Source organism: Bacillus sp. FSL M7-0003, assembly GCF_038628485.1.
Lineage (GTDB): Bacteria > Bacillota > Bacilli > Bacillales > Bacillaceae > Bacillus > Bacillus safensis.
Map to the genome: position 1 here is coordinate 1,027,692 of NZ_CP152024.1, position 20,631 is coordinate 1,048,322.

Annotated in this window: 23 protein-coding genes; 15 read left to right on the plus strand and 8 right to left on the minus strand. The window is 40.4% G+C overall.

Annotation, left to right across the window (positions count from 1 at the left end; all coding sequences use genetic code 11):
* The first annotated feature begins 101 nt into the window (after positions 1 to 101).
* The gene (locus tag MHI23_RS05140; RefSeq protein ID WP_211484865.1) at positions 102 to 1,367 is read left to right on the plus strand and encodes a M48 family metallopeptidase; all 1,266 of its coding nucleotides are present in this window, start codon (positions 102 to 104) and stop codon (positions 1,365 to 1,367) included.
* Between the two features lie 244 nt (positions 1,368 to 1,611).
* Here the strand turns inward: MHI23_RS05140 and MHI23_RS05145 are convergent, their stop codons facing one another.
* The 4 genes from MHI23_RS05145 to MHI23_RS05160 all read right to left on the minus strand — a co-directional run bounded on the left by MHI23_RS05145 (position 1,612) and on the right by MHI23_RS05160 (position 6,709).
* The gene (locus tag MHI23_RS05145; RefSeq protein ID WP_248351364.1) at positions 1,612 to 2,757 is read right to left on the minus strand and encodes a S8 family peptidase; all 1,146 of its coding nucleotides are present in this window, start codon (positions 2,755 to 2,757) and stop codon (positions 1,612 to 1,614) included.
* Positions 2,758 to 3,143: 386 nt separating this feature from the next.
* Positions 3,144 to 3,728: a histidine phosphatase family protein gene (locus MHI23_RS05150; RefSeq protein ID WP_024426547.1), complete on the minus strand. Its 585-nt coding sequence runs from the start codon at positions 3,726 to 3,728 to the stop codon at positions 3,144 to 3,146.
* 61 nt (positions 3,729 to 3,789) lie between these two features.
* Positions 3,790 to 5,085: a globin-coupled sensor protein gene (locus MHI23_RS05155; RefSeq protein WP_339241101.1), complete on the minus strand. Its 1,296-nt coding sequence runs from the start codon at positions 5,083 to 5,085 to the stop codon at positions 3,790 to 3,792.
* Positions 5,086 to 5,176: 91 nt separating this feature from the next.
* Positions 5,177 to 6,709, minus strand: a complete 1,533-nt coding sequence (locus MHI23_RS05160) for an FAD-dependent oxidoreductase (RefSeq protein WP_125587309.1) — start codon at positions 6,707 to 6,709, stop codon at positions 5,177 to 5,179.
* Positions 6,710 to 6,851: 142 nt separating this feature from the next.
* On the opposite strand from MHI23_RS05160, the gene MHI23_RS05165 reads away from it, so the two are divergent.
* Complete coding sequence (locus tag MHI23_RS05165) at positions 6,852 to 7,712, plus strand: SDR family oxidoreductase (RefSeq protein WP_024425480.1); 861 nt, start codon at positions 6,852 to 6,854, stop codon at positions 7,710 to 7,712.
* Between the two features lie 56 nt (positions 7,713 to 7,768).
* On the opposite strand, the gene MHI23_RS05170 is transcribed toward MHI23_RS05165, so the two are convergent.
* Positions 7,769 to 8,005 carry an IDEAL domain-containing protein gene (locus MHI23_RS05170; RefSeq protein WP_008348804.1) on the minus strand — a complete coding sequence of 79 codons (237 nt, stop codon included), beginning with the start codon at positions 8,003 to 8,005 and terminating at the stop codon, positions 7,769 to 7,771.
* Between the two features lie 289 nt (positions 8,006 to 8,294).
* Here MHI23_RS05170 and MHI23_RS05175 point away from each other — a divergent pair, with 289 nt between their 5' ends.
* From MHI23_RS05175 to MHI23_RS05210, 8 genes are all read left to right on the plus strand, one after another.
* Positions 8,295 to 8,873 carry a competence protein ComK gene (locus tag MHI23_RS05175; RefSeq protein ID WP_034621820.1) on the plus strand — a complete coding sequence of 193 codons (579 nt, stop codon included), beginning with the start codon at positions 8,295 to 8,297 and terminating at the stop codon, positions 8,871 to 8,873.
* Positions 8,874 to 9,172: 299 nt separating this feature from the next.
* Positions 9,173 to 9,655 carry a hypothetical protein gene (locus tag MHI23_RS05180; protein ID WP_024426543.1) on the plus strand — a complete coding sequence of 161 codons (483 nt, stop codon included), beginning with the start codon at positions 9,173 to 9,175 and terminating at the stop codon, positions 9,653 to 9,655.
* A 266-nt stretch (positions 9,656 to 9,921) separates the two neighbouring features.
* On the plus strand, positions 9,922 to 10,200 hold the full coding sequence (locus MHI23_RS05185) for a barstar family protein (RefSeq protein ID WP_024425485.1): 279 nt from the start codon (positions 9,922 to 9,924) through the stop codon (positions 10,198 to 10,200).
* A gap of 162 nt (positions 10,201 to 10,362) precedes the next feature.
* On the plus strand, positions 10,363 to 11,313 hold the full coding sequence (locus MHI23_RS05190) for an ABC transporter permease (protein ID WP_149125796.1): 951 nt from the start codon (positions 10,363 to 10,365) through the stop codon (positions 11,311 to 11,313).
* A complete protein-coding gene (locus MHI23_RS05195) occupies positions 11,306 to 12,256 on the plus strand; it encodes an iron chelate uptake ABC transporter family permease subunit (RefSeq protein ID WP_024425487.1) in 951 nt (316 codons plus the stop codon). The genes MHI23_RS05190 and MHI23_RS05195 overlap by 8 nt, the downstream gene beginning before the upstream one ends.
* A complete protein-coding gene (locus tag MHI23_RS05200) occupies positions 12,247 to 13,005 on the plus strand; it encodes an ATP-binding cassette domain-containing protein (protein ID WP_024425488.1) in 759 nt (252 codons plus the stop codon). Before MHI23_RS05195 ends, MHI23_RS05200 begins: the two co-directional genes overlap by 10 nt.
* A 21-nt stretch (positions 13,006 to 13,026) precedes the next feature.
* Positions 13,027 to 13,971, plus strand: a complete 945-nt coding sequence (locus MHI23_RS05205) for a siderophore ABC transporter substrate-binding protein (protein WP_149125795.1) — start codon at positions 13,027 to 13,029, stop codon at positions 13,969 to 13,971.
* A gap of 138 nt (positions 13,972 to 14,109) precedes the next feature.
* Positions 14,110 to 15,063, plus strand: a complete 954-nt coding sequence (locus tag MHI23_RS05210; RefSeq protein ID WP_149125794.1) for an LCP family protein — start codon at positions 14,110 to 14,112, stop codon at positions 15,061 to 15,063.
* Positions 15,064 to 15,134: 71 nt separating this feature from the next.
* On the opposite strand, the gene MHI23_RS05215 is transcribed toward MHI23_RS05210, so the two are convergent.
* The gene (locus MHI23_RS05215; protein ID WP_034282166.1) at positions 15,135 to 15,497 is read right to left on the minus strand and encodes a hypothetical protein; all 363 of its coding nucleotides are present in this window, start codon (positions 15,495 to 15,497) and stop codon (positions 15,135 to 15,137) included.
* A gap of 156 nt (positions 15,498 to 15,653) precedes the next feature.
* On the opposite strand from MHI23_RS05215, the gene MHI23_RS05220 reads away from it, so the two are divergent.
* Together MHI23_RS05220 and lepB are read left to right on the plus strand one after the other, a co-directional pair.
* Entirely contained in the window at positions 15,654 to 16,271 is a 618-nt protein-coding gene (locus MHI23_RS05220) for a TVP38/TMEM64 family protein (RefSeq protein ID WP_024425492.1), read from the plus strand.
* Positions 16,271 to 16,783: a signal peptidase I gene (gene lepB, locus MHI23_RS05225; RefSeq protein WP_149125793.1), complete on the plus strand. Its 513-nt coding sequence runs from the start codon at positions 16,271 to 16,273 to the stop codon at positions 16,781 to 16,783. The genes MHI23_RS05220 and lepB overlap by 1 nt, the downstream gene beginning before the upstream one ends.
* A 38-nt stretch (positions 16,784 to 16,821) precedes the next feature.
* Here the strand turns inward: lepB and MHI23_RS05230 are convergent, their stop codons facing one another.
* A complete protein-coding gene (locus tag MHI23_RS05230; RefSeq protein WP_149126690.1) occupies positions 16,822 to 17,967 on the minus strand; it encodes an AbrB family transcriptional regulator in 1,146 nt (381 codons plus the stop codon).
* A 266-nt stretch (positions 17,968 to 18,233) separates the two neighbouring features.
* Here MHI23_RS05230 and MHI23_RS05235 point away from each other — a divergent pair, with 266 nt between their 5' ends.
* From MHI23_RS05235 to MHI23_RS05245, 3 genes are read left to right on the plus strand one after another with little or no spacing between them, the layout of a single operon-like run.
* Positions 18,234 to 18,656 carry a BlaI/MecI/CopY family transcriptional regulator gene (locus MHI23_RS05235; protein ID WP_024425495.1) on the plus strand — a complete coding sequence of 141 codons (423 nt, stop codon included), beginning with the start codon at positions 18,234 to 18,236 and terminating at the stop codon, positions 18,654 to 18,656.
* Complete coding sequence (locus tag MHI23_RS05240) at positions 18,649 to 19,488, plus strand: M56 family metallopeptidase (RefSeq protein WP_024425496.1); 840 nt, start codon at positions 18,649 to 18,651, stop codon at positions 19,486 to 19,488. The genes MHI23_RS05235 and MHI23_RS05240 overlap by 8 nt, the downstream gene beginning before the upstream one ends.
* Before the next feature lie 57 nt (positions 19,489 to 19,545).
* Positions 19,546 to 19,956, plus strand: coding sequence for a DoxX family protein (locus MHI23_RS05245; protein ID WP_024425497.1), 411 nt, complete (start codon positions 19,546 to 19,548; stop codon positions 19,954 to 19,956).
* A gap of 198 nt (positions 19,957 to 20,154) precedes the next feature.
* Here MHI23_RS05245 and MHI23_RS05250 read toward each other — a convergent pair whose 3' ends face one another.
* A complete protein-coding gene (locus MHI23_RS05250) occupies positions 20,155 to 20,601 on the minus strand; it encodes a ferritin-like domain-containing protein (protein ID WP_024425498.1) in 447 nt (148 codons plus the stop codon).
* Between the last annotated feature and the right edge of the window lie 30 nt (positions 20,602 to 20,631).

The following is a 20,631-nucleotide window of genomic DNA, read 5'->3' on the forward strand; positions in this document are numbered from 1 at the left end:
CTATGATGGAGCCACATGAGACAGGTTCTAAACGAAAAAATGCATGACTAGAATAGAGAGAGGGATGGAAAGGAGGCTGACCTGTGCGAGTACGTAAATGGATGGCTCTTGCAACGGTAGCATACATATTGTACGGTCTTTTTATTTATTCGTATCTGTTTCTAATGGGGGATTCATCGGTACCTGAAAGTGTAAAAGGGACAAGTGCAGATCCGCATACCTTTATGACAAGTCATGAGCTTGTGATCAGCGAGAATTTCTCGAACATACGGAATCTGCTGTATTTCATAACCATCCCATTAGATTGGTATGTCTTTTTCCTTTTGCTCATTTCAGGGTTTTCACGGAAAATAGCAGATTGGAGCCTGGCAGCAGCTCGTTTCAAGTTTTTAAGCAAACTTGTGTATGTGTTTGTGCTGTCACTTCTAACAATGATCATTTCATTGCCAATTAAGTGGATTGGCTATCAGCTGTCTTTGCACTACGGAGTATCTGCTCAAAGTACGGCAAGCTGGTTGAAAGATCAAACACTGGATTTTTGGATTCAATTTCCGCTCCTTGCCCTTTGTGCTATTGTGTTCTTTTGGCTGATTCAAAAGAGAAGAAAACACTGGTGGCTGTATGCGTGGTGTTTAACAGTCCCAGTTACGCTGTTTCTCTTCTTTATACAGCCGGTCGTCATTGATCCGTTATATAACAATTTTTATCCACTAAAGGATCAAGCTCTAGAGAAGAAAATATTAACGCTGGCAGACAAAGCGCATATTCCGGCAGATCATGTATATGAGGTCAATATGTCTGAGAAAACGAATACGATGAACGCTTATGTCACAGGAATTGGTGAAAATAAGCGTATTGTCTTATGGGATACAACACTGCAAAAGCTGAAAGACCAAGAAATTTTATTTATCATGGCGCATGAAATGGGACATTACGTTATGAAACATGTCTATATTGGATTAGCAGGATATTTAGTGCTGTCATTGGCCGGATTATTTGCGATCGATCGTCTTTATTTTTATCTTTATCAAAAAGGCGCAGCCACATTTCGTCTCAAGGTGTCACACGACATTGCTGCTCTTCCGATTCTTTTAATCATCGTATCGATGCTGTCATTTGCAGCTTCACCTTTTACAAATGCAGTGTCAAGGCATCAAGAACGGGCAGCCGACGAATATGCGGTGAACATGACAAAAGACGGGGAGGCAGGCGTAACGTCTTTTCAAAAGCTTGCAAAATCAGGGCTGTCCCAGGTAAATCCACCGTTTTTAGTGAAGATCTTCCGCTATGGACACCCAACCATGATGGAGAGAATCATGGATATGGAAAAAGCGGCGGAAAAAGAGAAAACGCCGAAAAAGCAGTAATAAATAAAATCCGGCAGGATCAGCCGGATTTAGATTGTTGACAAAGGGCTAAAATGATCTTGATTTTAGCTCTTTGTCTTCTTTTCAGCGTGATAGAAAACCTTTGAAGTCTAGGAAGGACGAGTACCGGAGCGGAGCGAATTGAGCATTCGTGAGCACCGGCTCGCAGGATTGACACCGAATGCGAGGTTTTGTTTACGCGCTGAATCCGGCTGGATCAGCCGGATTTTTTTATCACACTTGGTTAGTTAGAAGCAGCTTGAACGTTGATTAACCCTTTTCCATAATAGAATGAGTCACCAAGCGGTGTCGCTGTATTTTCTAAGCGCTGGCGAACCTGTGAATTTGTTAGGTTCGGGTTTTTAGAAAGAATAAGCGCTGCTGCTCCTGCTACATGAGGAGACGCCATAGATGTTCCAGTATAAGAAGTGTATCCACTGCTTGGCACTGTACTTAAAATAGAAGTACCAGGTGCAGAAACATCTAATTCAGGACCTGCGCTAGAAGATGAGTTTCTGACATTGTTACTGTTTACATTGGCAACAGCAATTGTAGACTCGTATTTGGCTGGATAGCCAACTGTACTTCTAGAGCCACTAGAGCCTGAATTACCTGCGGCGGCAACAACAACGACTCCGCGGCTGTTTGCTGTATCAACGGCATTTTTAAGTGCTGTTGAACCGCTTGCTCCGCCTAAACTCATATTGATGACATCCATGTTATTGGCTACAGCCCATTCAATACCGCTAATAATCCAGCTGTATTGTCCGTCGCCATTGCGGTCTAATACTTTCACAGCATATAGGGAAGCGCTTGGAGCGACCCCAAGAACACCAATTGTGTTATCAAGGGCAGCAATGGTTCCAGCTACGTGAGTTCCATGTGATTGAAAGTCTTGGGTGGCATTTGGCTCTGAAGGGACGAAGCTCGCACCGCCTGCAACATTTAAGTCAGGGTGTGCAGCGTGGATTCCAGTATCAAGGACAGCTACTTTGACATTAGCACCTTTATAACCTTGAGCGTGTACAGCTGGAGCTTTGATTTGAGGGATTCCATAAGGGACGGTTTGTGCATATGCTTCTGCTTTATGGTCTTCTTCTACGTAAGCAATGCTAGGGTCATGTTCAAGTTTTTTGGCGGCTTGTTCGGACATTTTCACTTGTGCAGCATTAATGAGGAGGTATTGTTTTTCTAGTTTTCCACCATTTTGAATGACAGCTTGTTTCTTAGAGCTGTTTGTGGTGGCAGAGGCTTTAAAACCAACAATATAGCTTTTTTCACTATCTGTTTTGGAGACCGTCTCGGCATTTGCCATAGAGCCTCCAAACCCTGCTGAAAACAGAAGAGGGACAGCCAATAAAACACTTGTCATCACATTTTTCTTTTTCACGCACATTCCACATCCCTTTTTCTTATTTCAGAATAATCATCCGTAGTCTATAAGAATGATCCGTTTGATTATTCTGTATATTCAGTTTAAGGGAAGTAGGCAAATAAGAGTAGACCCGAATTTTTGTGAAAGTCCTAGCGAAAATTGGGGAATTAAGTCACTTGGAACTGGTGGTAAAATATGTTTATTCTATCATTTCAGCGATGATCTATTAAAAAGGGAGTGTGCTTTTTTTCTCATGATCCATTTCCGGTTAAATATTCGATACCCGAAAAGCCATAAAATAGGTAGAATCGTCTAGCATCTATTTCGAATTTCGATATAAAAAAATATTATTTTATCATTGTTTTTGCCATAAAAAAGAACCTGCTAAGATAACAGGCTCTTTAAGAAGGGGCGGATTGAGTTAAATGGCTGACCACGTTGTAATCACGGACCTTCCATTTACCATCTGACCATTCCACATAATTTAAGCAAGCATTAACAAGTCTCGTGTTCTGTAGACCCATATGTTCATCAGCCAAAGTGGTGAGTAAAGCATGGATAGCAGCGCCGTGAGCCACGATCAGGACATGTTGATCTGGATAGGCGGCTCTGACTTTCTCAATACCTTCCAGCATTCGGTTTTGAATCGTCTCAATTGGTTCCATATTTGGATATTGTTTATCTGGAAACAGCTTTTGACGCTCCTCAAACGACATGCCTTCAGCGTCACCATAATCTCGTTCTATAAAATCATCCATGATGACAAGTGGGGCATGGACATGATTTAAAATCAAGTGTGCCGTTTCTTTTGCCCTTGTTAGTGGACTGGAAATGACAACATCCCAATGGACATCCTTTAAGTAAAGTCCAGTTTGTTCAGCCTGCCATTTCCCTGTGTCGTTTAAAGGGATATCTGTTCGTCCTTGAATTCGTTTCGCTGCATTCCAATCTGTTTCCCCGTGTCTGACTAGGCAAATTGTTGTCAATCAAATCCCGCCTTTTCTATCTTTTCTTCTATTATACTAAAGCAGAAGAAAAAAGACTGTATTAGCGATTTGTCAGGCTTGTTAAGGATTCGACGGAGCTTGCGACTTGAGACACCGTTTGTTTAACTTCCTTCAATTCGTTAAGGAAGGTCTGAAGGTCAATTTCAATTTTTCCGTTTTGGTTTTTGCTTAAGTTCATGCTGCTGACGATATCATCAAAGAGTGAATTGATTTGTGTCATTTTTTCTTTACTGTCTGTCACAAGTAAATTCACGTCCGCAATGTGCTGAGAAACAATGGCGATTTGTGAATTAGTATTGTTGACAAGTTCAGATACAGTTGAAACCGTTTTCTTGGTGTCCTCTGATAATTTGCGTACCTCGTTTGCAACGACAGCAAAACCTTTTCCATGTTCACCTGCTCGTGCAGATTCGATTGAAGCATTTAAAGATAACAAGTTCGTCTGCTCTGCAATGCCTGTGACAATCCCAAAGATTTGTTCAATTTGTTTGGCGATTTCTTCAAGTCGTTTAATTTCTGTTTCAATTTTTGTCATGCTGCCATCAATTTGGTTCATTTGTGTTTGCTGAATTTCTAATTCTTTTTTACCGCCGATTGATTTTTCTTCGACCTGGGCTGAAATTTGTGTTCCAGCTTGTGACATGTCCGCCATCTCATCCGATTTTGAGACAAGCTTGTCGACTGCACTTGTTGTGTTTGAGAAGAGCGAAGCAAGCGAATTTGAAGTCTCTGTGATTTTTGTATGAAGCTCCTGCTGCTGCTCTTCTGCTTCATCACGAATTTTAGAATATTCATTTTGGAATGTATCTAGGACAAGCTGCTGCTCTAAATTTAAAATTTTCGTCGTCGCTTTGACCGCTGTCTGATATTCTTTGAAATCTTGGATATGGTTAGCGAATAAATCCATAATGGATAGCAGAAGGTCTTGGAATGCTGCCATGTACCATTTAGGCTGGAGCCCAATCCGTAAATGAACTTGCGCGATTTTAATGCGTTTTGCCACATAGGCTTCGTCAATCACACCTGCAAACATTTCGCTAATATGAATGCGGAGTGTTTTTTTCAAACGATCGACAGAACTATTGTCTTGAATGATGTGCATCAAGGAAGACTCGACTTCTAAATTTTTATAAAACTTATCAACAATATGTGCAATATCATCCTGAACAATTGGATTGAGCTGTTTTAATATCAATAGGTCATAGTGCGTCAGGTCAATCATTTTGATTTGTTTGGCGATGTCCGTATTGTTCGAGAAGTTGATTCGTTTTATCCCATCATCCTGCTGTGTGAAAAAAGCAGTGTTTTTTCTTTTCGGTTCTTTTTTAAATAACAATGTGTTTGTCCCCCTATAATCATCAAAAATATCAGACTTTATGTTTTTTATCGGATAATATTGGATTTTTTAAAGGGGGACGAGTGAAATTTCACTGTTCTTTATATGACCTTTTTAGTGGTTTTTTAGCAGGGCCTTCTACTACTTCTCCAGTAATGGAAAAACGTGAACCGTGACAAGGGCAATCCCAAGTGCGGTCACTATTATTCCAAGCCACTTCACAGCCTAGGTGAGTACACGTTGTATCGACTAGAAAAACATTCCCATCCTCTGATTTATAGGCGCCGCACTTTTTATGTTCATACGAGATAATGCCGCCCTCGCCTGGTTTTAAATCATCGATTGTTTGATCAGTTCGTTTGAATTTACCACTGATCAGCTTGGCAGCGACATTGGCATTTTCTTTAACGAAATCTTTGACGAAAGAGTCAGTAACAGGTCTTGATGGCGTAAAGATTGATTCATATGGATTCGATTTTCCTTCAATTAAATCACCGATAAGAGTGGCTGCGACGTGGCTTGTGGTCATGCCCCATTTTCTAAAGCCGGTTGCTACAAAGATATTCTGGTGGTTTTTGGTCAGGCGGCCAATGTAAGGGATTTGATCCATTGTGACCATATCGTGTGTCGACCAGCGATACAGCACTTCTTCTATTCCAAGGGTGGCATCTCCAAACGTTTCTAGTCCTTCATAGTGAGCGGATTCATCTCCGCCTTGTCCTGTTTTATGGCCTTCTCCTCCGATGAGGACTACTTCTTCACCGTGCCATTCTGCCGTTCTTAAAGAGTGAGCAGGCTGGTCAATTCCTAGGTACATTCCGTCTGGGAGTGGTTTGGTTGTTCTAGCTGCTACGACATAGGATTGCTCTGGATGAATTCGGGTGAAATAAAGTCCTTTTCCATCATAAAAAGGAAAGTGTGAGCATGAAATGACATAGCGCCCTGTCAGATGATGTCCGCTTTTTGTGACGACAGCAGGCCGGTTCCCTTCTTTTACATCAACAGCGGTTGTTTGTTCAAAGATACGTACACCTCGCTCTAGGAGCTTGTCGATTAGCGCATTGAGATAATGAAGGGGATGAAACTGTGCCTGATTGGTCATCGCAAGGGCTGCTTTAATGTCAGTGTCAAAAGGAAGCTTTGTTTTCCATTCCCGGTCAATACCAAGCTGTTTGTAGGCATCTAATTCCTTCTTTAACTTTTTTACACCGCTTTCTTCTTTTGTATAAAGGTAAGCATCTTTTATCTCTAGCTGACAATCAATGTCGTGCTCTTTGATACGAGCTTGAATGAGGTCTTTTGCTTTCTCATTTGCTTCTACATACAAACGTGCTTTTGGCATCCCAATTTGTTGAATCAGCTCATAATAGTACACATCATGCTGTGAGGTGATTTTAGCCGTTGTGTGTCCGGTCGTGCCTTGCAGCAATTGTTCGGCATCAATGATGATCACATCTAGTCCTCGCTCTGTCATTTCAAACGCCGCAGCGATACCGGTAATACCGCCGCCGACAATGATCACATCTGCTGTGAGATCTTCACTGACAGCAGGGAAAGAATATTTCTGACTGCCGGCCAGCCATAACGATTTTGCCTGTTCCATTCCTTTATGTTCTTGTTCCATGTTGTCGCCTCCACTTGACTTGTTGTGTATAATTTTTCCACAATGCTGAAAATCATACATCTGAAAGGAAACAAGGGCGCCATACATAAAAAAGCCGCCAGCACATAAAAATAAACAAGATAAAAGGAAGGAGTGGACTAACGTGTCAACAAAGCAGCCGAAGAAAACATTGCCGCCTCAGCACCAAAATGAACGTCCGGGTCTTGAATATAAAATGAATCCTAGACCTGTCTTTGATCGTGAGGTGCAGGATAAAAAGTTAGCAGGAAAAACAGCCATTGTGACAGGTGGAGACAGCGGGATTGGAAGAGCAGTTTCTGTTTTATTTGCGAAAGAAGGTGCCAATGTCGCCATTGTTTACTTAAGTGAACATCGTGACGCTGAGGAAACGAAGGACTATATTGAGAAAGCGGGAGGCCGTGTCATCTTAATTGCAGGTGATTTAGGGGATGAGGCTTTTTCAAATGAGGTCGTCAAAAAAACAAAAGATGCCTTCGGTTCCATTGATATTTTGGTGAATAACGCCGGGGAACAGCATCCGCAAAAAAGCATTGAGCAAATTACCTCGCATCAGCTTCTTCGGACGTTTCAAACGAATATTTTTGCCATGTTTTATTTAACAAAGGCTGTTCTTCCTCATTTAAAAAAAGGAAGCAGTATCATTAATACAGCTTCTGTCACCGCCTATAAAGGGCATGAAACATTGATCGATTATTCATCCACAAAAGGGGCGGTCGTAACCTTTACGAGATCATTATCCTTATCGCTCATTAAACAAGGGATTAGAGTGAATGGAGTAGCTCCCGGTCCTATTTGGACACCGCTGATTCCCTCAACCTTTACGGAAAAAGAAGTCTCTGAATTTGGCGGAGATGTCCCAATGGAACGTCCTGGTGAGCCAGTAGAGCTTGCGCCAAGTTATTTATTTTTAGCGAGCGAAGACTCATCTTATATGAATGGACAAATGCTGCATGTGAATGGCGGGACCATTTTAAATGGATAAACAAAAAACTTGCGGTAAAGAGACGAGTTGCTGTCTCTCTGCCGCAAGTAAAATCATCATGATTGATGTAAGCAGTGTTCTGCATATTGAGCTGACAGGTCATTGAATCGCTTTTCATCACGCTGATCCAGTGCCTTATCAATCTCTTCTCTTAGGAAGGTTAAGCGCTGTTTATAAAGCGCCTCATCTAAAACCATTTGAATATAGATGTCTAAAATGGTGACGCCGTTTTCTTCGGTTTTTTGGGTGTTGCGGGACTTCATGAGCTCAGCATACGTTTTTTTCTCTTTCATAAAGAATCCCCCCGATGCCTTTTTTATAGTATATGGATTGGCGGAGAAAAAATCAACAAGAATTTATAATTTTTAGACAATTTATTTTTGAGCAGAATCGACACCTCTTGTCCAATCGACAGGATGTGATATATCTTTAAAAATGGCTTTTCGATAGATCGAATGGACTAAAAAATATGATAAAAAGATGATTTTTAATAAATTTTGAAAAAATCCTGTCGTTTCTTATATGTTGGTGATAGATTAATAGTATCTTAAATAACCAAATATTAACACAGGAGGAAATGAAGTGTCAGGAATTAGTGAAACACCTTTAGATTCATACGTCATTAATCAAACAACAATGGCGGTCCTTCCAGTTGAAGAAGGAAAAAGAGTATATTCAAAAGTCATAGAAAGAGAGACAAGCTTTTACGTTGAATTAAAGCCCCTGCAAATTATTGAACGCAGCTGCAGATTCTTCGGCTCAAGCTATGCAGGCAGAAAGGCGGGAACATACGAAGTAACAGGAATTTCTCACAAACCCCCAATTGTGATTGACTCATCCAATCATCTGTATTTCTTCCCAACTTATTCATCCAACCGTCCTCAGTGCGGCTGGATCTCCCACAAATACATTCATACCTTCCAAGAATCATCCTTCGGAGACACGGTGGTCACCTTTACAAATGAGCAAACCGTCAAACTTGATGTCTCATATAAATCATTTGAGAGTCAGGTGCACCGGACAGCATATCTCCGAACGAAATTTCAAGATCGTCTTGATGGCGGTCTTCCGAAGAAACAAGAATTTATGCTGTATCCAAAGGAACAGCAGCTCAATCTCGTATACGATTTTATATTAAGGGAGCTTCGTAACAGATATTAGTCAAAAGCCAGCGGCAGAGCAGCCGCTGGACATCTTATCAAGCATGAATGCAATGTAAAAAGACGCCGCTGCATCATAAAGATGAATTCATTGAAACCAAATACGTATGTCTCGTCGTCTATTGGTTGTATTGGGAAATGACAGGGAAATGTGGATCCTTTGACGTATTTTCATCCATTTACTCATAAATCACAGAAGTGACACAAGCTTGTCTGTTACAATAAAAGAAATCTTATGTGGTAAAGGATGCTTATATTTGACCGATATGAACGAATGGGATGAAGAAATGGAGGCTCTGTATGAAAAAACAATCACATTTGGTGCTGCTATTTATCCTAACTTTGACATTACTAGCAGCCTGTCAGCAAGCAGGTCAGCCGCCTTCAAAGCAAGACACAAAAGAAGCTGCTTATGAACAATGGGTGCAGTCTTATATGGATGAGTTAAATAAAGCATATGAAAATATGACCGATCAGTTTATCTCAGATGGACATGGAAAGATTCAAACAAATAAAAAATTGACAGAAGCGACGAAAGCATTTGATCGTGTGATTCAAAAAGGGCTGGATCATCAAGAAGTTCCAGCCGCTTATCAAAAGGCCGATCAACAATTAAAGACAGGACTTGCTTCCTTTGAAAAAGGGATCGGTAAGGTGGAAAAGCTCTTGAAGCATCCCGATCAAGAGAAGCTGTTTATTTCCGCTACCCATCATTTTCAGGATGGCTTGCAGCAGACAGCCGCATTTATTGAAGAAGTAGGTCAGATTCAGCAATCATCCTAAAAAAGCTTGGAAGTAAACCTTCCAGGCTTTTTTAAATGTGAAGGATTTTCTTTAAACGGCGAACGCCCTCTTGAATCATGCTTTCGTCCGTACAGGCGAATCCTAGCAGTAATCCCTTCGATTGCTTTCAAGCCAACACCAGCTGCTTTTGCTGCCTGTCTCATTCTATTAATCTCAGGTGCCGGGCAGAAACAAAAGTAAGATGTCCAACTTTCTCTTTCTCCTCCAATTCGTTTAAAATATAGAGAGGAGAGGGGAAGATGAACATGAAAAAAGTGCAGCTTGACGGTGCAGCGTGCAGGTCGCAAGAAGAGCTTCATGACCAGCTAAAAACAGTTTTACACCTTCCTGACTATTACGGAAAAAATCTTGATGCCCTTTGGGACTGTTTGACAGGAGAGGTGGCTCTTCCAGTAGAATTGACATGGGTGAATTTTCAAACGAGCAAAGACGCTCTTGGTGATTATGCTGAGAACTTGCGTCAGTTATTTCAAGAAGCAGAAGAAGAACTGAATGGACAATTTCAATTTGATATTCAATCATGATGAAAAAAGCAGCCGCTGCCGCAGGCTGTTTTTTTTGAGTTTGCGTCTTTTTCATACCGCTATTGAATATTTCACTAGATGTGATAATATATGAACTGTCGCTTAATTGATAATGATAATCATTTGTGGCGGATAGAGCTTGATAGAAAGAGAGAAACCTGTATGAAATTGTATCAATTAAGTTTGTTTTTTGTATGTTTGGCATGTATATCTCTGTTTGTCGGTGTACAGGATCTGTCCATTTTACAGCTGTTTCATTTAACAGATGAACAAGTGCACACGTTAGTTTCAAGCCGTCTCCCGCGTCTCGTGAGTATTGTGCTTGCTGGTATGAGCCTTAGTTTATGCGGCTTTATTATGCAAAGCATGACGAGGAATAAATTTGTTTCACCAACCACTGCAGGAACGATGGATTGGGCGAAGCTTGGTATTTTAGTAGCAATGCTTGTTTTTACACAAGCGAATCCGCTTATGAAAATGGGGATTGCGTTTCTATTTACTTTAGCTGGGAATCTTCTTTTCTTAAAAATCCTGCGGCATATTAAGGTGAACGATACGATTTATGTACCATTAGTCGGCTTAATGTTTGGGGGGATTGTCAGTTCAATATCTACGTTTATAGCCTATAAATATGATTTGATCCAAAACGTATCCGCATGGCTTCAAGGAGATTTTTCTCTTATTGTCCAAGGGCGTTATGAACTGCTCTATGTGAGCGTTCCACTATTGATCATTGCGTATTTATATGCTGACCGCTTTACAGTGGCAGGCATGGGCGAGAGCTTTGCCGTTAACTTAGGTTTAACGTATAAACGTGTGATGGCGGTTGGGTTGGTGATCGTTTCAATGATTACGTCTGTCACCATTTTAACTGTCGGAATGCTGCCATTCCTTGGATTAATCATTCCGAATATTGTATCGATCTACCGCGGCGATCACTTGAAAAAAAGCCTCCCGCATACAGCTTTACTAGGAGCTATTTTTGTTCTGATTTGTGATGTGCTCGGAAGGGTGATCATTTATCCATATGAAATATCAGTTGGACTCATGGTAGGCATCATCGGAAGTGCGATCTTCCTGTACATGTTATTAAGGAGGAAACGCTATGCATAAGAAACGTATATTATGCCTGATTGCAGCCATTGCAGCCGTGTTGATCGTAATTTTTATTACCTTTCAAATGGGGTACTGGCCGTACACAGTCCCAAGTCGTTTAAAGAAAGTGCTTGCGATGACATTAACGGGAGGCGCGATTGCCTTTTCATCTGTTGTTTTCCAAACTTTGACCAACAATCGAATCTTAACGCCGAGCATATTGGGTTTAGACGCACTGTACTTGTTTTTGCAAACAGCAATTATTTATGTGTTTGGGTCGACTCATTTAATGATCGTCAATAAGAATTTTAATTTTTTCCTTTGCGTTGGGCTGATGATTCTATTTTCTGTGCTGCTGTATACAGTCATGTTCAAACGCAAAAATAAACATATTTTCTTGCTTCTGCTTGTTGGAATTGTGTTTGGGACATTGTTCAAAAGTCTTTCTTCGTTTATGGAAATGCTGATCGATCCGAATGAATATCAAGTCGTACAGGATAAATCCTTTGCAAGCTTTAATCACATGAACACGGACATCTTACTGATTGCTTCTGTTTTATTTGCGGCGCTGTGTGTTTACATTTGGACATTCCGCTCCAAATTAGATGTCATGTCTCTTGGGAAGGAGCATGCGGTGAATCTAGGCATTGACTACGACAGTGTCACAAAAAAGATGCTGATCGTAATAGCTGTCCTTGTGTCTATCGCAACGGCACTTGTCGGACCGATTACGTTCCTCGGCTTACTCGTCGTAAACGTCGCACGAGAGCTTTTTCGGACATACCGGCATACATACTTGCTATTAGGCTCTTTTTTTATTAGTGTGATTGCCCTTGTAGGCGGGGAATTTCTTGTAGAAAAAGTATTTACTTTTCAAACGCCGCTTAGTGTGTTGATTGATTTAGTCGGCGGACTGTATTTTATTTATTTACTGTTAAAGGAGAGTCGTTCATGGTCTTGATGAAGGGCGTCAGTAAGACGTATAACGGAAAAACAGTGCTTCACGACACAACAATCAGTGTGAAAAAGGGACAGCTGACCTCTCTCATTGGTCCGAATGGTGCGGGGAAAAGCACGCTTTTATCCATTATGAGCCGGCTGATTCAGCCAGACTCAGGTGCAGCTTATTTAGAAGACAACCCATATAGCGCTTACCCTCCGCAGGAACTTGCGAAGAAGATGAGTATTTTAAAGCAGGCCAATCATATGAATGTGCGGCTGACCGTTCGGGAGCTTGTCAGTTTTGGCCGTTTCCCTTACTCACAGGGCCGTCTGACTAAAGAGGATGAGAAGATGATCGATGTGTCCCTCCAATACATGAAGCTTGCTGATATCCAGCATCAATATGTAGATGAACTGAGCGGTGGACAAAGACAAAGAGCCTTTATTGCAATGGTGCTGGCGCAGGATACAGATTATATTTTCTTAGATGAGCCTTTAAACAATTTGGATATGAATCATTCTGTCGAGATGATGAAGCTCTTTCAGCAGCTCGTCAAAGATCTTGGGAAAACAATTGTTGTGGTTCTTCATGATATTAACTTTGCTTCTGTGTATTCCGATCATATCGTCGCCTTAAAAGATGGACAGGTTATTAAAGAAGGTGGAGTGGACGAAGTGATTCAAACAGATGCACTTGAACAAATTTATGACATGCGCATACCGATTGAAGTTATTCGCGGTGAGCGTATTTGCTTATATTTTTCTTAAAAAATAAAGAGGTGATCACGTATGAAAAAATGGATATGGATGATGACTGTATTAACAGCGATCGTGGTACTCGCTGCCTGCGGAAATCAAGGGAAAACAGAAGGAATTAAAGAAGAAACTGTGACGGTAAAAGACATGCTGAATAAAGATGGTGTAAAGATCAAGAAGAACCCGAAAAAAGTGGTCGTGTTTGATATGGGAAGCCTTGATACGCTAGACAAACTAGGTGTGAATGTAACAGCTTTACCGAAACAAGTGGTGCCTAAATATTTATCTAAATATGAAGGAGACAAATATGAAAATGTCGGCGGATTAAAAGAGCCGAACTTTGAAAAAATTGCAGAAATCAAGCCGGATTTAATCATTATCCAGCACCGTCAAGCAGATGCATTCGATGAATTTTCTGAAATTGCCCCTACGATTTATATGGATGTAGACAATGCCAATTATATGGAATCATTTAAAAAGAATGCCACAACTTTAGGGAAGATTTTTGATAAAGAAGACAAAGTCAAAGAAGAACTTGCTGCCATTGATCAAAAAGTGGATGCTTTAAAGAAAGACGCAAAAGAGTTAAAGAAAAATGGACTGGTAATCATGGCGAACGACAGCAAAATGACAGCCTTTGGTCCTAAGTCAAGATACGGTCTCATCCACGATGTGTTTGGTATCACACCGGCAGATCAAAATCTTGAGCCATCTGATAAACACGGACAAAGCATTTCGTATGAATACATGGTCAAAACGAATCCAGATTATCTATTTGTCGTTGACCGAGGCGCAGCGATCGGAGAAGAAACGTCTGCGAAACAGCTTGTTGAAAATGATTATGTGAAATCAGTGAAAGCAGTCAAAAACAACCATGTGGTGTATTTGAACTCTGACATGTGGTATTTATCTGGCGGCGGCTTTGAATCATTCACTGCCATGATTGATGAAGTAAAACAAGGAATTAGCCAAAAATAATGGACGAAAGCTGCTCATCTTGAGCGGCTTTTTTATTGTGGATTCATAAAAATATGTTGCGTGCAGGAAACTTTCATCAAAATATGTTATAGTGGAACCTACATTGATAGACTAAGATAGAGTGAGGGTTCGGAAAGGATGAAGGAAAAAAGATCAAAAAGAAGACTAAGGCCTTGGGTAAAAGCCGTGCTGTTTATCATGGCATTTGTCATGGTGATGGCAGTGTCCGTGACTGGATACGCATACTATAAAATTTCAAAAGCGTCGAATAAGGCGCAAGTATCATTAGAAAGAGGAGACACCTCGCAAAAGCGTGTGAAAGCTTTTGATCCAGGAAAGGACAGCTTTTCGGTGCTGCTGCTTGGAATTGACAGCCGTCCAGGTGAAACGGTAGACGAAGCAAGAAGTGATGCGGTCTTACTGGCGGCGGTGAATCGAACAGACAAAACCATTAAGCTTCTCAGTATTCCTCGTGATGCTTATGTGGATATACCGGGGAGAGGATATGATAAAATTGCTCACGCCCATGCGTTTGGGAGTGCAGATTTGTCAGTCAAAACGATCGAAAACTTGTTGAACATTCCTGTAGACTATGTGATTTCAGGGAACTTTAAGGCGTTTCAAGACATTGTGGATGAGTTAAATGGAATTGACGTAACGATTAAAGATGAAGGCATCGCAAAACAAATGGAAAAGGATTCAAAAGGGAAAGTTCATGTGCAAACAGGAACACATACGTTAAATGGTGAAGAAGCTTTAGCCTTTGTGAGAACGAGAAAGGCTGATAGTGACCTCATGCGCGGAAAACGCCAAATGGAAGCACTTCAAGCCATCTTCGAAAAATCTAAATCGATTTCTTCGATCCCGTCATATGACAACATCATTGATACGCTTGGTGATAATGTCTCAACCAATCTTTCCATGAAGCAGTTCATCGGTCTTTTTCCATTACTGAGCTCATTGAAATCAGTGGATACGATTCAGCTAAAGGGCCATGATTATCAGCCTGGGAATGTGTATTACTTTGAGTTAGATGGACCAGGATTAGAAGAAGTTAGAACAGAGCTGAGAAAACAGCTTGAATTATCATAAATAAGAAGGAGCCTGCCGCCGCGGCAGGCTTTTTTCTTTGCATGGGTACCACGCCGCATGTCAGCAAGAAGTTAATTTGCTTGATGCAGAAAATATGCAGTCAGCAGTTCCTCTACCCGGTGACGTATACGCGGATTAAAATATTTATGCTTTTCTTCATAGCCATTTATGATAAATAGATACGTTGTAAATCCTTCATCGTGTTCAATTTGCTGTACCTTCATGTTTTCTTTACGTAAATGCTGCTTCAGTTCGTAAAGAGCTTTCTGAGCTTCCTTTAACACAGAGGTCACAAGCTGAATGTATGGTTCATTTAATTTAAATGTTTGATGTTGTTTTAAGTGTGTCAGATCACGATTGAGGATGGAGATGACCATTGGAAGAAAGATGGCCTGTTCCATCATCTGAAGCTGTATTCTTGATAGTCTCGTCATGTCCAAGCCTGCTTTCTTTAAAAATAGAACAAACGTTCTTATTTATTATATCGAATGAGTCAAATAATCTCAAGGGGGCGAGTGGGATTCATTTGTATATTTTTATGTTTTCCATGTAAAATGAAATGTAGACAAACCTTGAAGGAGTCAAACAAGTTGACATCATTTCTTTCTCTATTTACTCATGAAAATATCACATCATTTTTTGAAAGCTACAAGGCCTTTGGACCAATTGTCGCTATATTGCTTCCTCTGATTGAAGCATTTCTTCCGTTTTTACCACTCGTGGCGTTTGCGGTGGCAAATGCGAATGCATTCGGCCTTTGGGAAGGCTTTTTATTAACCTGGATCGGTGCAAGTGCAGGTTCTATTCTTGTCTTTTTACTGATCAGAAAATTTGGACAGATGAGAATGCTGAACTTTATCAGCAGACACCCTTCCATTAAGAAATTAATGCTTTGGGTAGAGAAACGGGGATTTGGTCCGTTATTTATTTTACTCTGCTTTCCTTTTACACCTTCCGCGGCTGTCAATGTTGTCGCAGGCTTATCAAGAATTAGCATGTGGCAATTTTCATTAGCTGCTTTAGCTGGTAAGTGTGTCATGCTCTTTATCATTAGTTTTATCGGTTATGATCTTTCTGCTTTAGTAAAGAATCCGTTAAGAAGTGTTTTTGCGGTTCTAGTTATCGTTTTATTATGGTATGTTGGAAAGAGAGTAGAAAATAGGTTGAACATTCGAATGAGCAAGCGTGAGGACAAAGGAGGCTCTTAATGAAAAAGAAGCCATTGCTATGGTTGATGATTATTACATGCATCGTCTTATTGTTCCAGGTAAAGAATTTCATGTTTGTGAAGTATAAAGTAGAAGGGGTTAGTATGGACCCCACATTTACAGATGGAACAGAATTATTAATCAACAAGTTCTCGCCAAAACTCACGAAAATTAGCCGGTTTGATTATGTGTTATTTCACGGACCCAAAAATCAAATTTTGATCAAACGGGTCATTGGACTCCCAGGAGAATCAATCAAGTATGTAGATGATCAGTTATTTGTCAATGGGGTAAAATGGAAAGAACCCTATTTAAAAGAGCAGAAAAAACATAAAATGGGGAATGTCCTGACAGGAGATTTTCAGCTGAAAGCCATCACAGGACAAGATAAAATCAAAAAAAACCATTACTTCGTAATCGGAGATAACCGAATACATAGCTTCGACAGCCGGCATTTTGGAACGATTTCAAAGGAGCAAGTAGTTGGTGTCAAAAGAAATCAGGATGAATAAAAGAAGAGACGCTCTGCACATGCAAAGCGTCTCTTTTTTTATTTTGCGGCTTTATATTCAGGATGTCTTTTTGCCCAGACATGATGTAAGAATCGAAAAAACGGTGGCAGCATCGCAATGACAAGAATGATTCTAACGACTTGTACAGCTACTACAAAGGTTGAGTCCTCATGGAGTGTGACTGCTGTTGTTGCCATTTCTGCAATACCGCCAGGCGAAAAGGCAAGAATGGCTGTAATGACAGAAATGCCTGTGACCTCTGCAATGGCAATTGAACTGAGAACCGTTGCAGCAATCAATCCAGCTGAGCTGACGATGGCTACAATTAACGTGTTTTTTAGCCCGACAAACATCTGTTTATTCATTTTTGAACCGATGGTTGCACCGAGAAATACCTGTGATGCGACATTCGCTTGTGCTGGCCAATAAGGAATCAAATCATGACCTATGAGCGCACCTGCACCTACTTGAAGAGCCGCAACTCCTAACATGCTGCCAATCAGCCAAGGGGCAGGGAAATGAAGCCGAACCGCGAGGCGTGACATAAGCCAGGCACCTAAAATAAGTGCAGCAGTCCACGAGATATTTGACAGGGTGAAAACGCCGGATGAAAAGGCGCTCCCTTGCACGCCTGCAGCTGAATCCGCTGGATTTTTTGTATTTAAATAGAACACCGTAAATGGGATGGTGAGTACCACCATTAATACACGTGTTGTTTGTACGAGACTGACAACGGCTGTATTTGCTCCAACCTCTTGGGCAATCCCTGGCATAGCAGATAAACCGCCTGGGGCTGTTCCGACAAAGCTGGTCAGCATATCTGTTTTACTCAGCTTCCATAAGGCAAAGCCAGAGAGCATCGCCAGTAGAATAGAAAAAACGAGCATGAAACTCACAGGGAGCCAATGTTCAGCGAAAATATGAAGAACTTTCATGTTCATTTTCTGTCCGAGTTCGATTCCGAGAATGAATTGACCAAGGAGTAGCCATCTGCTGTGAATACGCAAGGTGTTGTTTCCTTTACGCTGAAACAGGGTGGGACGTCGCATGGCAATAAATGCAGCTGTGATTAATGTACCGACCATCCAGCCAATAGACATTCCTGTTAAAGACAAAAGAAATCCACCTAAACCGCTTATCGCGATCAAAATGAGATCGGTTCGAAGGCTGTTTCCTTGTTTCATCACATGTAAACCTTCTTCCTATAAATTTGTTCAGTAAGTGAAATGTTGTTATCTTTACTATAATACAAAAGTCTTTATAAATAAAATACGATTTTTTTTACCTTTTTCATAAGATTATCTTATCAAGAGCAAGATAGCCTCTTGATAAAAGTAAAGATATAATTTTTACCAAAAACAAAAACAATATACAACGATTTTCCCCTATTTTAGTTATCAGTTGACTATCATTTTCAATTACACTACAATCCTTAGTGTGAGGTGATTACATGAAAATTCCTTCTTTTAAATATAATGAAAAGGGATTGAATCGTTTTTTCGGTCCTTTAGAGGGAAGAATTATGGAAATCCTTTATCAAGGTGAGGATATGCCGATTAAAGAAGTGCAGCAGAAGCTGTCAGATGAAAAGCCGATTAATTTCAACACAGTGATGACTGTGCTGAACCGCTTAACCGAAAAGGGAATTGTCGAGAAGAAAACAAAAGGGCGTTCATCTATTTATAATCCCATTTTAACAAAAGAAGAATTTCTAAATGAGCAGACAAAATGGATTACGCAAGGGCTGATGGACGATTTTGGTCCACTGGCAGTGAATCATATGGTGGATGCAATTGAAAGTGCTGACCCTGAATTACTCAAAGTGCTTGAAGCAAGGCTGGCATCCAAAAAAGAGGAGCAGCAAAATGAATAAAATGAAATCGAGCCTGCTATTTTTAAGCGGTATATTGATTGGTTTAACGATTTTTTATCAGATGGGGTATTACGTGCTTTCAAGCTTTTTTGGCTGGAATCAAGCATATAATCTCATTCATGTATGCCAGTCTGTTCTCGAATTCTATGGATTCACTCCTTTGAAATATTTTCTAGATGCTTTAGTCCTCTACACACTGGGATTTGCAATTTTTTATATGACGAAGCAAATCAAAACATACATTCAATTCAAGCAAAATCTGATGCTTGCAGTCGATTACCAGTCGACCGAATCTTTATCTGAAAAATATGCAAACGACATCATTGTGTTTCATTGTCATGAACCGCTTGCTTTTGCCATGGGGATGCTTCATCCAAAGGTCTACTTATCAACATCTCTCATGGACATGCTGGATGAAGAGGAAATTGATGCTGTTGTTCATCATGAATTGCACCACAAATACAGCTACGATCCTTTAAAGGCCTTCACATTCTCAATGCTTACAAAAGTGATTTGGTACATTCCAGTGTTAAAGCATATGAGACAAAGCTATTCCGTTTTTCGTGAAGTGATCGCAGATGACTACGCGATTCGGCAGACAGGCACTGAGCTTGGAGTAGGGCAAGCCCTTTTGAAACTGATTAAAAAGAGAACGCAGTTTCAAAAACAAACGAAGTTTGCGGTATCCTTTGGAGATCGGGCATTGAATTTAAGAATACAGAAGATCTTAAACCCAACATACAATATTCCTTTCAATGTACCCATCATTCCCATTGTCACATCAACGATTCTCATGGTGGCCTTAATCATTATGCTTAATCTAAATTACTAATTTTTTTTACTTATTAACATTACATTATGTAGTGTAAAAACAGGAGGAAATCACTATATGAAAACAAATCAAGAAATAGGAACACTTTTCGTACGTGTTATTTTAGGTATCATCTTCTTTCTACACGGACTTCAGGCATATCAAGGAGGTCTGGGAGGAACAGCGGCATTCTTTGGACAAATCGGTATACCGGAATTTATGGCCTATATTGTGAAGACAATTGAACTGGTCGGTGGTATCGCCTTGATTTTAGGTCTAGGAACACGTATTTTCGCAGCCTTATTTGTACCCATTATGGCTGTGGCGATTATGACGGTTGGTTTTTCTAAAGGATTTGTGGGCGGTTATGAATTTGAACTATCGCTGCTTGTCATGGCGCTTTATTTAACACTTAGCGGCAGTAAGATGCTGTCCATTGATGGGATGCTAAAACATCAGCAGCAAAGCAATGAAGCAAAATTTCATTAAGCGATCATGAAAAAAACTCCTTCTGCTATTTGTGGCAGAGGAGTTTTTTTATTTATCAAATTGTCGTTTTCACGTTTGAAAAAGTGAAAGAGATGAGAGGTTTGCTGAGAATCCTTCCTTTATTTTATAGATTGAATGAATAAAAAGACAATTTCATTTTTTGACGGAACATACGATCTCCTATTAAAATAGGACTATCTAAGACACATGGTGCGTTAAAAGATATAAAAACCATACAGCATGCTGCTGTTCATCTTGAGCGATACGTTTCATCAGCTCTTTTGTTCCTTGATCCCGGACATAATCTGATATCGTTAAGTAAAAATCGACCGTTCTTTGTTCATCTTTAAATGCGAAAAGAAGCCCTTCTCTAAATTGATCTGGACAAGGTTCTGTTATGCTTGGTTTGTGGTTTTTACCTGTTAAAGAATAATATAGCTTTGAAAATAGTTGATAGTGTCTGACTTCATCCTGGCGTATTTCTTGAATGATTTTTTTTGCCTCAGGAGTTTTTGCTCTTTGGGCAAGTTTTTCGTAGCATTGGATCGCAGAATATTCACCATTGATTGCTTTTTCAAGATCTGAAATGATTCTTGTGTTTTGGCGCATGTCATATGGCGAGTAGTCATAATAACTGTAATACATGATATTGCCAGCCTCCTTTGAGTTCATGAT

Excerpts from the sequence above, each read along its gene's own strand:
- MHI23_RS05140 (WP_211484865.1), top strand. The coding sequence starts at position 102 with ATGGCTCTTGCAACGGTAGCATACATATTGTACGGTCTTTTTATTTAT.
- MHI23_RS05160 (WP_125587309.1), bottom strand. The coding sequence starts at position 6,709 with ATGGAACAAGAACATAAAGGAATGGAACAGGCAAAATCGTTATGGCTG.
- MHI23_RS05170 (WP_008348804.1), bottom strand. The coding sequence starts at position 8,005 with ATGAAAGAGAAAAAAACGTATGCTGAGCTCATGAAGTCCCGCAACACC.
- MHI23_RS05180 (WP_024426543.1), top strand. The coding sequence starts at position 9,173 with ATGAAAAAACAATCACATTTGGTGCTGCTATTTATCCTAACTTTGACA.
- MHI23_RS05185 (WP_024425485.1), top strand. The coding sequence starts at position 9,922 with ATGAAAAAAGTGCAGCTTGACGGTGCAGCGTGCAGGTCGCAAGAAGAG.
- MHI23_RS05190 (WP_149125796.1), top strand. The coding sequence starts at position 10,363 with ATGAAATTGTATCAATTAAGTTTGTTTTTTGTATGTTTGGCATGTATA.
- MHI23_RS05195 (WP_024425487.1), top strand. The coding sequence starts at position 11,306 with ATGCATAAGAAACGTATATTATGCCTGATTGCAGCCATTGCAGCCGTG.
- MHI23_RS05200 (WP_024425488.1), top strand. The coding sequence starts at position 12,247 with ATGGTCTTGATGAAGGGCGTCAGTAAGACGTATAACGGAAAAACAGTG.
- MHI23_RS05205 (WP_149125795.1), top strand. The coding sequence starts at position 13,027 with ATGAAAAAATGGATATGGATGATGACTGTATTAACAGCGATCGTGGTA.
- MHI23_RS05210 (WP_149125794.1), top strand. The coding sequence starts at position 14,110 with ATGAAGGAAAAAAGATCAAAAAGAAGACTAAGGCCTTGGGTAAAAGCC.
- MHI23_RS05215 (WP_034282166.1), bottom strand. The coding sequence starts at position 15,497 with ATGACGAGACTATCAAGAATACAGCTTCAGATGATGGAACAGGCCATC.
- lepB (WP_149125793.1), top strand. The coding sequence starts at position 16,271 with ATGAAAAAGAAGCCATTGCTATGGTTGATGATTATTACATGCATCGTC.
- MHI23_RS05230 (WP_149126690.1), bottom strand. The coding sequence starts at position 17,967 with ATGAAACAAGGAAACAGCCTTCGAACCGATCTCATTTTGATCGCGATA.
- MHI23_RS05235 (WP_024425495.1), top strand. The coding sequence starts at position 18,234 with ATGAAAATTCCTTCTTTTAAATATAATGAAAAGGGATTGAATCGTTTT.
- MHI23_RS05240 (WP_024425496.1), top strand. The coding sequence starts at position 18,649 with ATGAATAAAATGAAATCGAGCCTGCTATTTTTAAGCGGTATATTGATT.
- MHI23_RS05245 (WP_024425497.1), top strand. The coding sequence starts at position 19,546 with ATGAAAACAAATCAAGAAATAGGAACACTTTTCGTACGTGTTATTTTA.
- MHI23_RS05250 (WP_024425498.1), bottom strand. The coding sequence starts at position 20,601 with ATGTATTACAGTTATTATGACTACTCGCCATATGACATGCGCCAAAAC.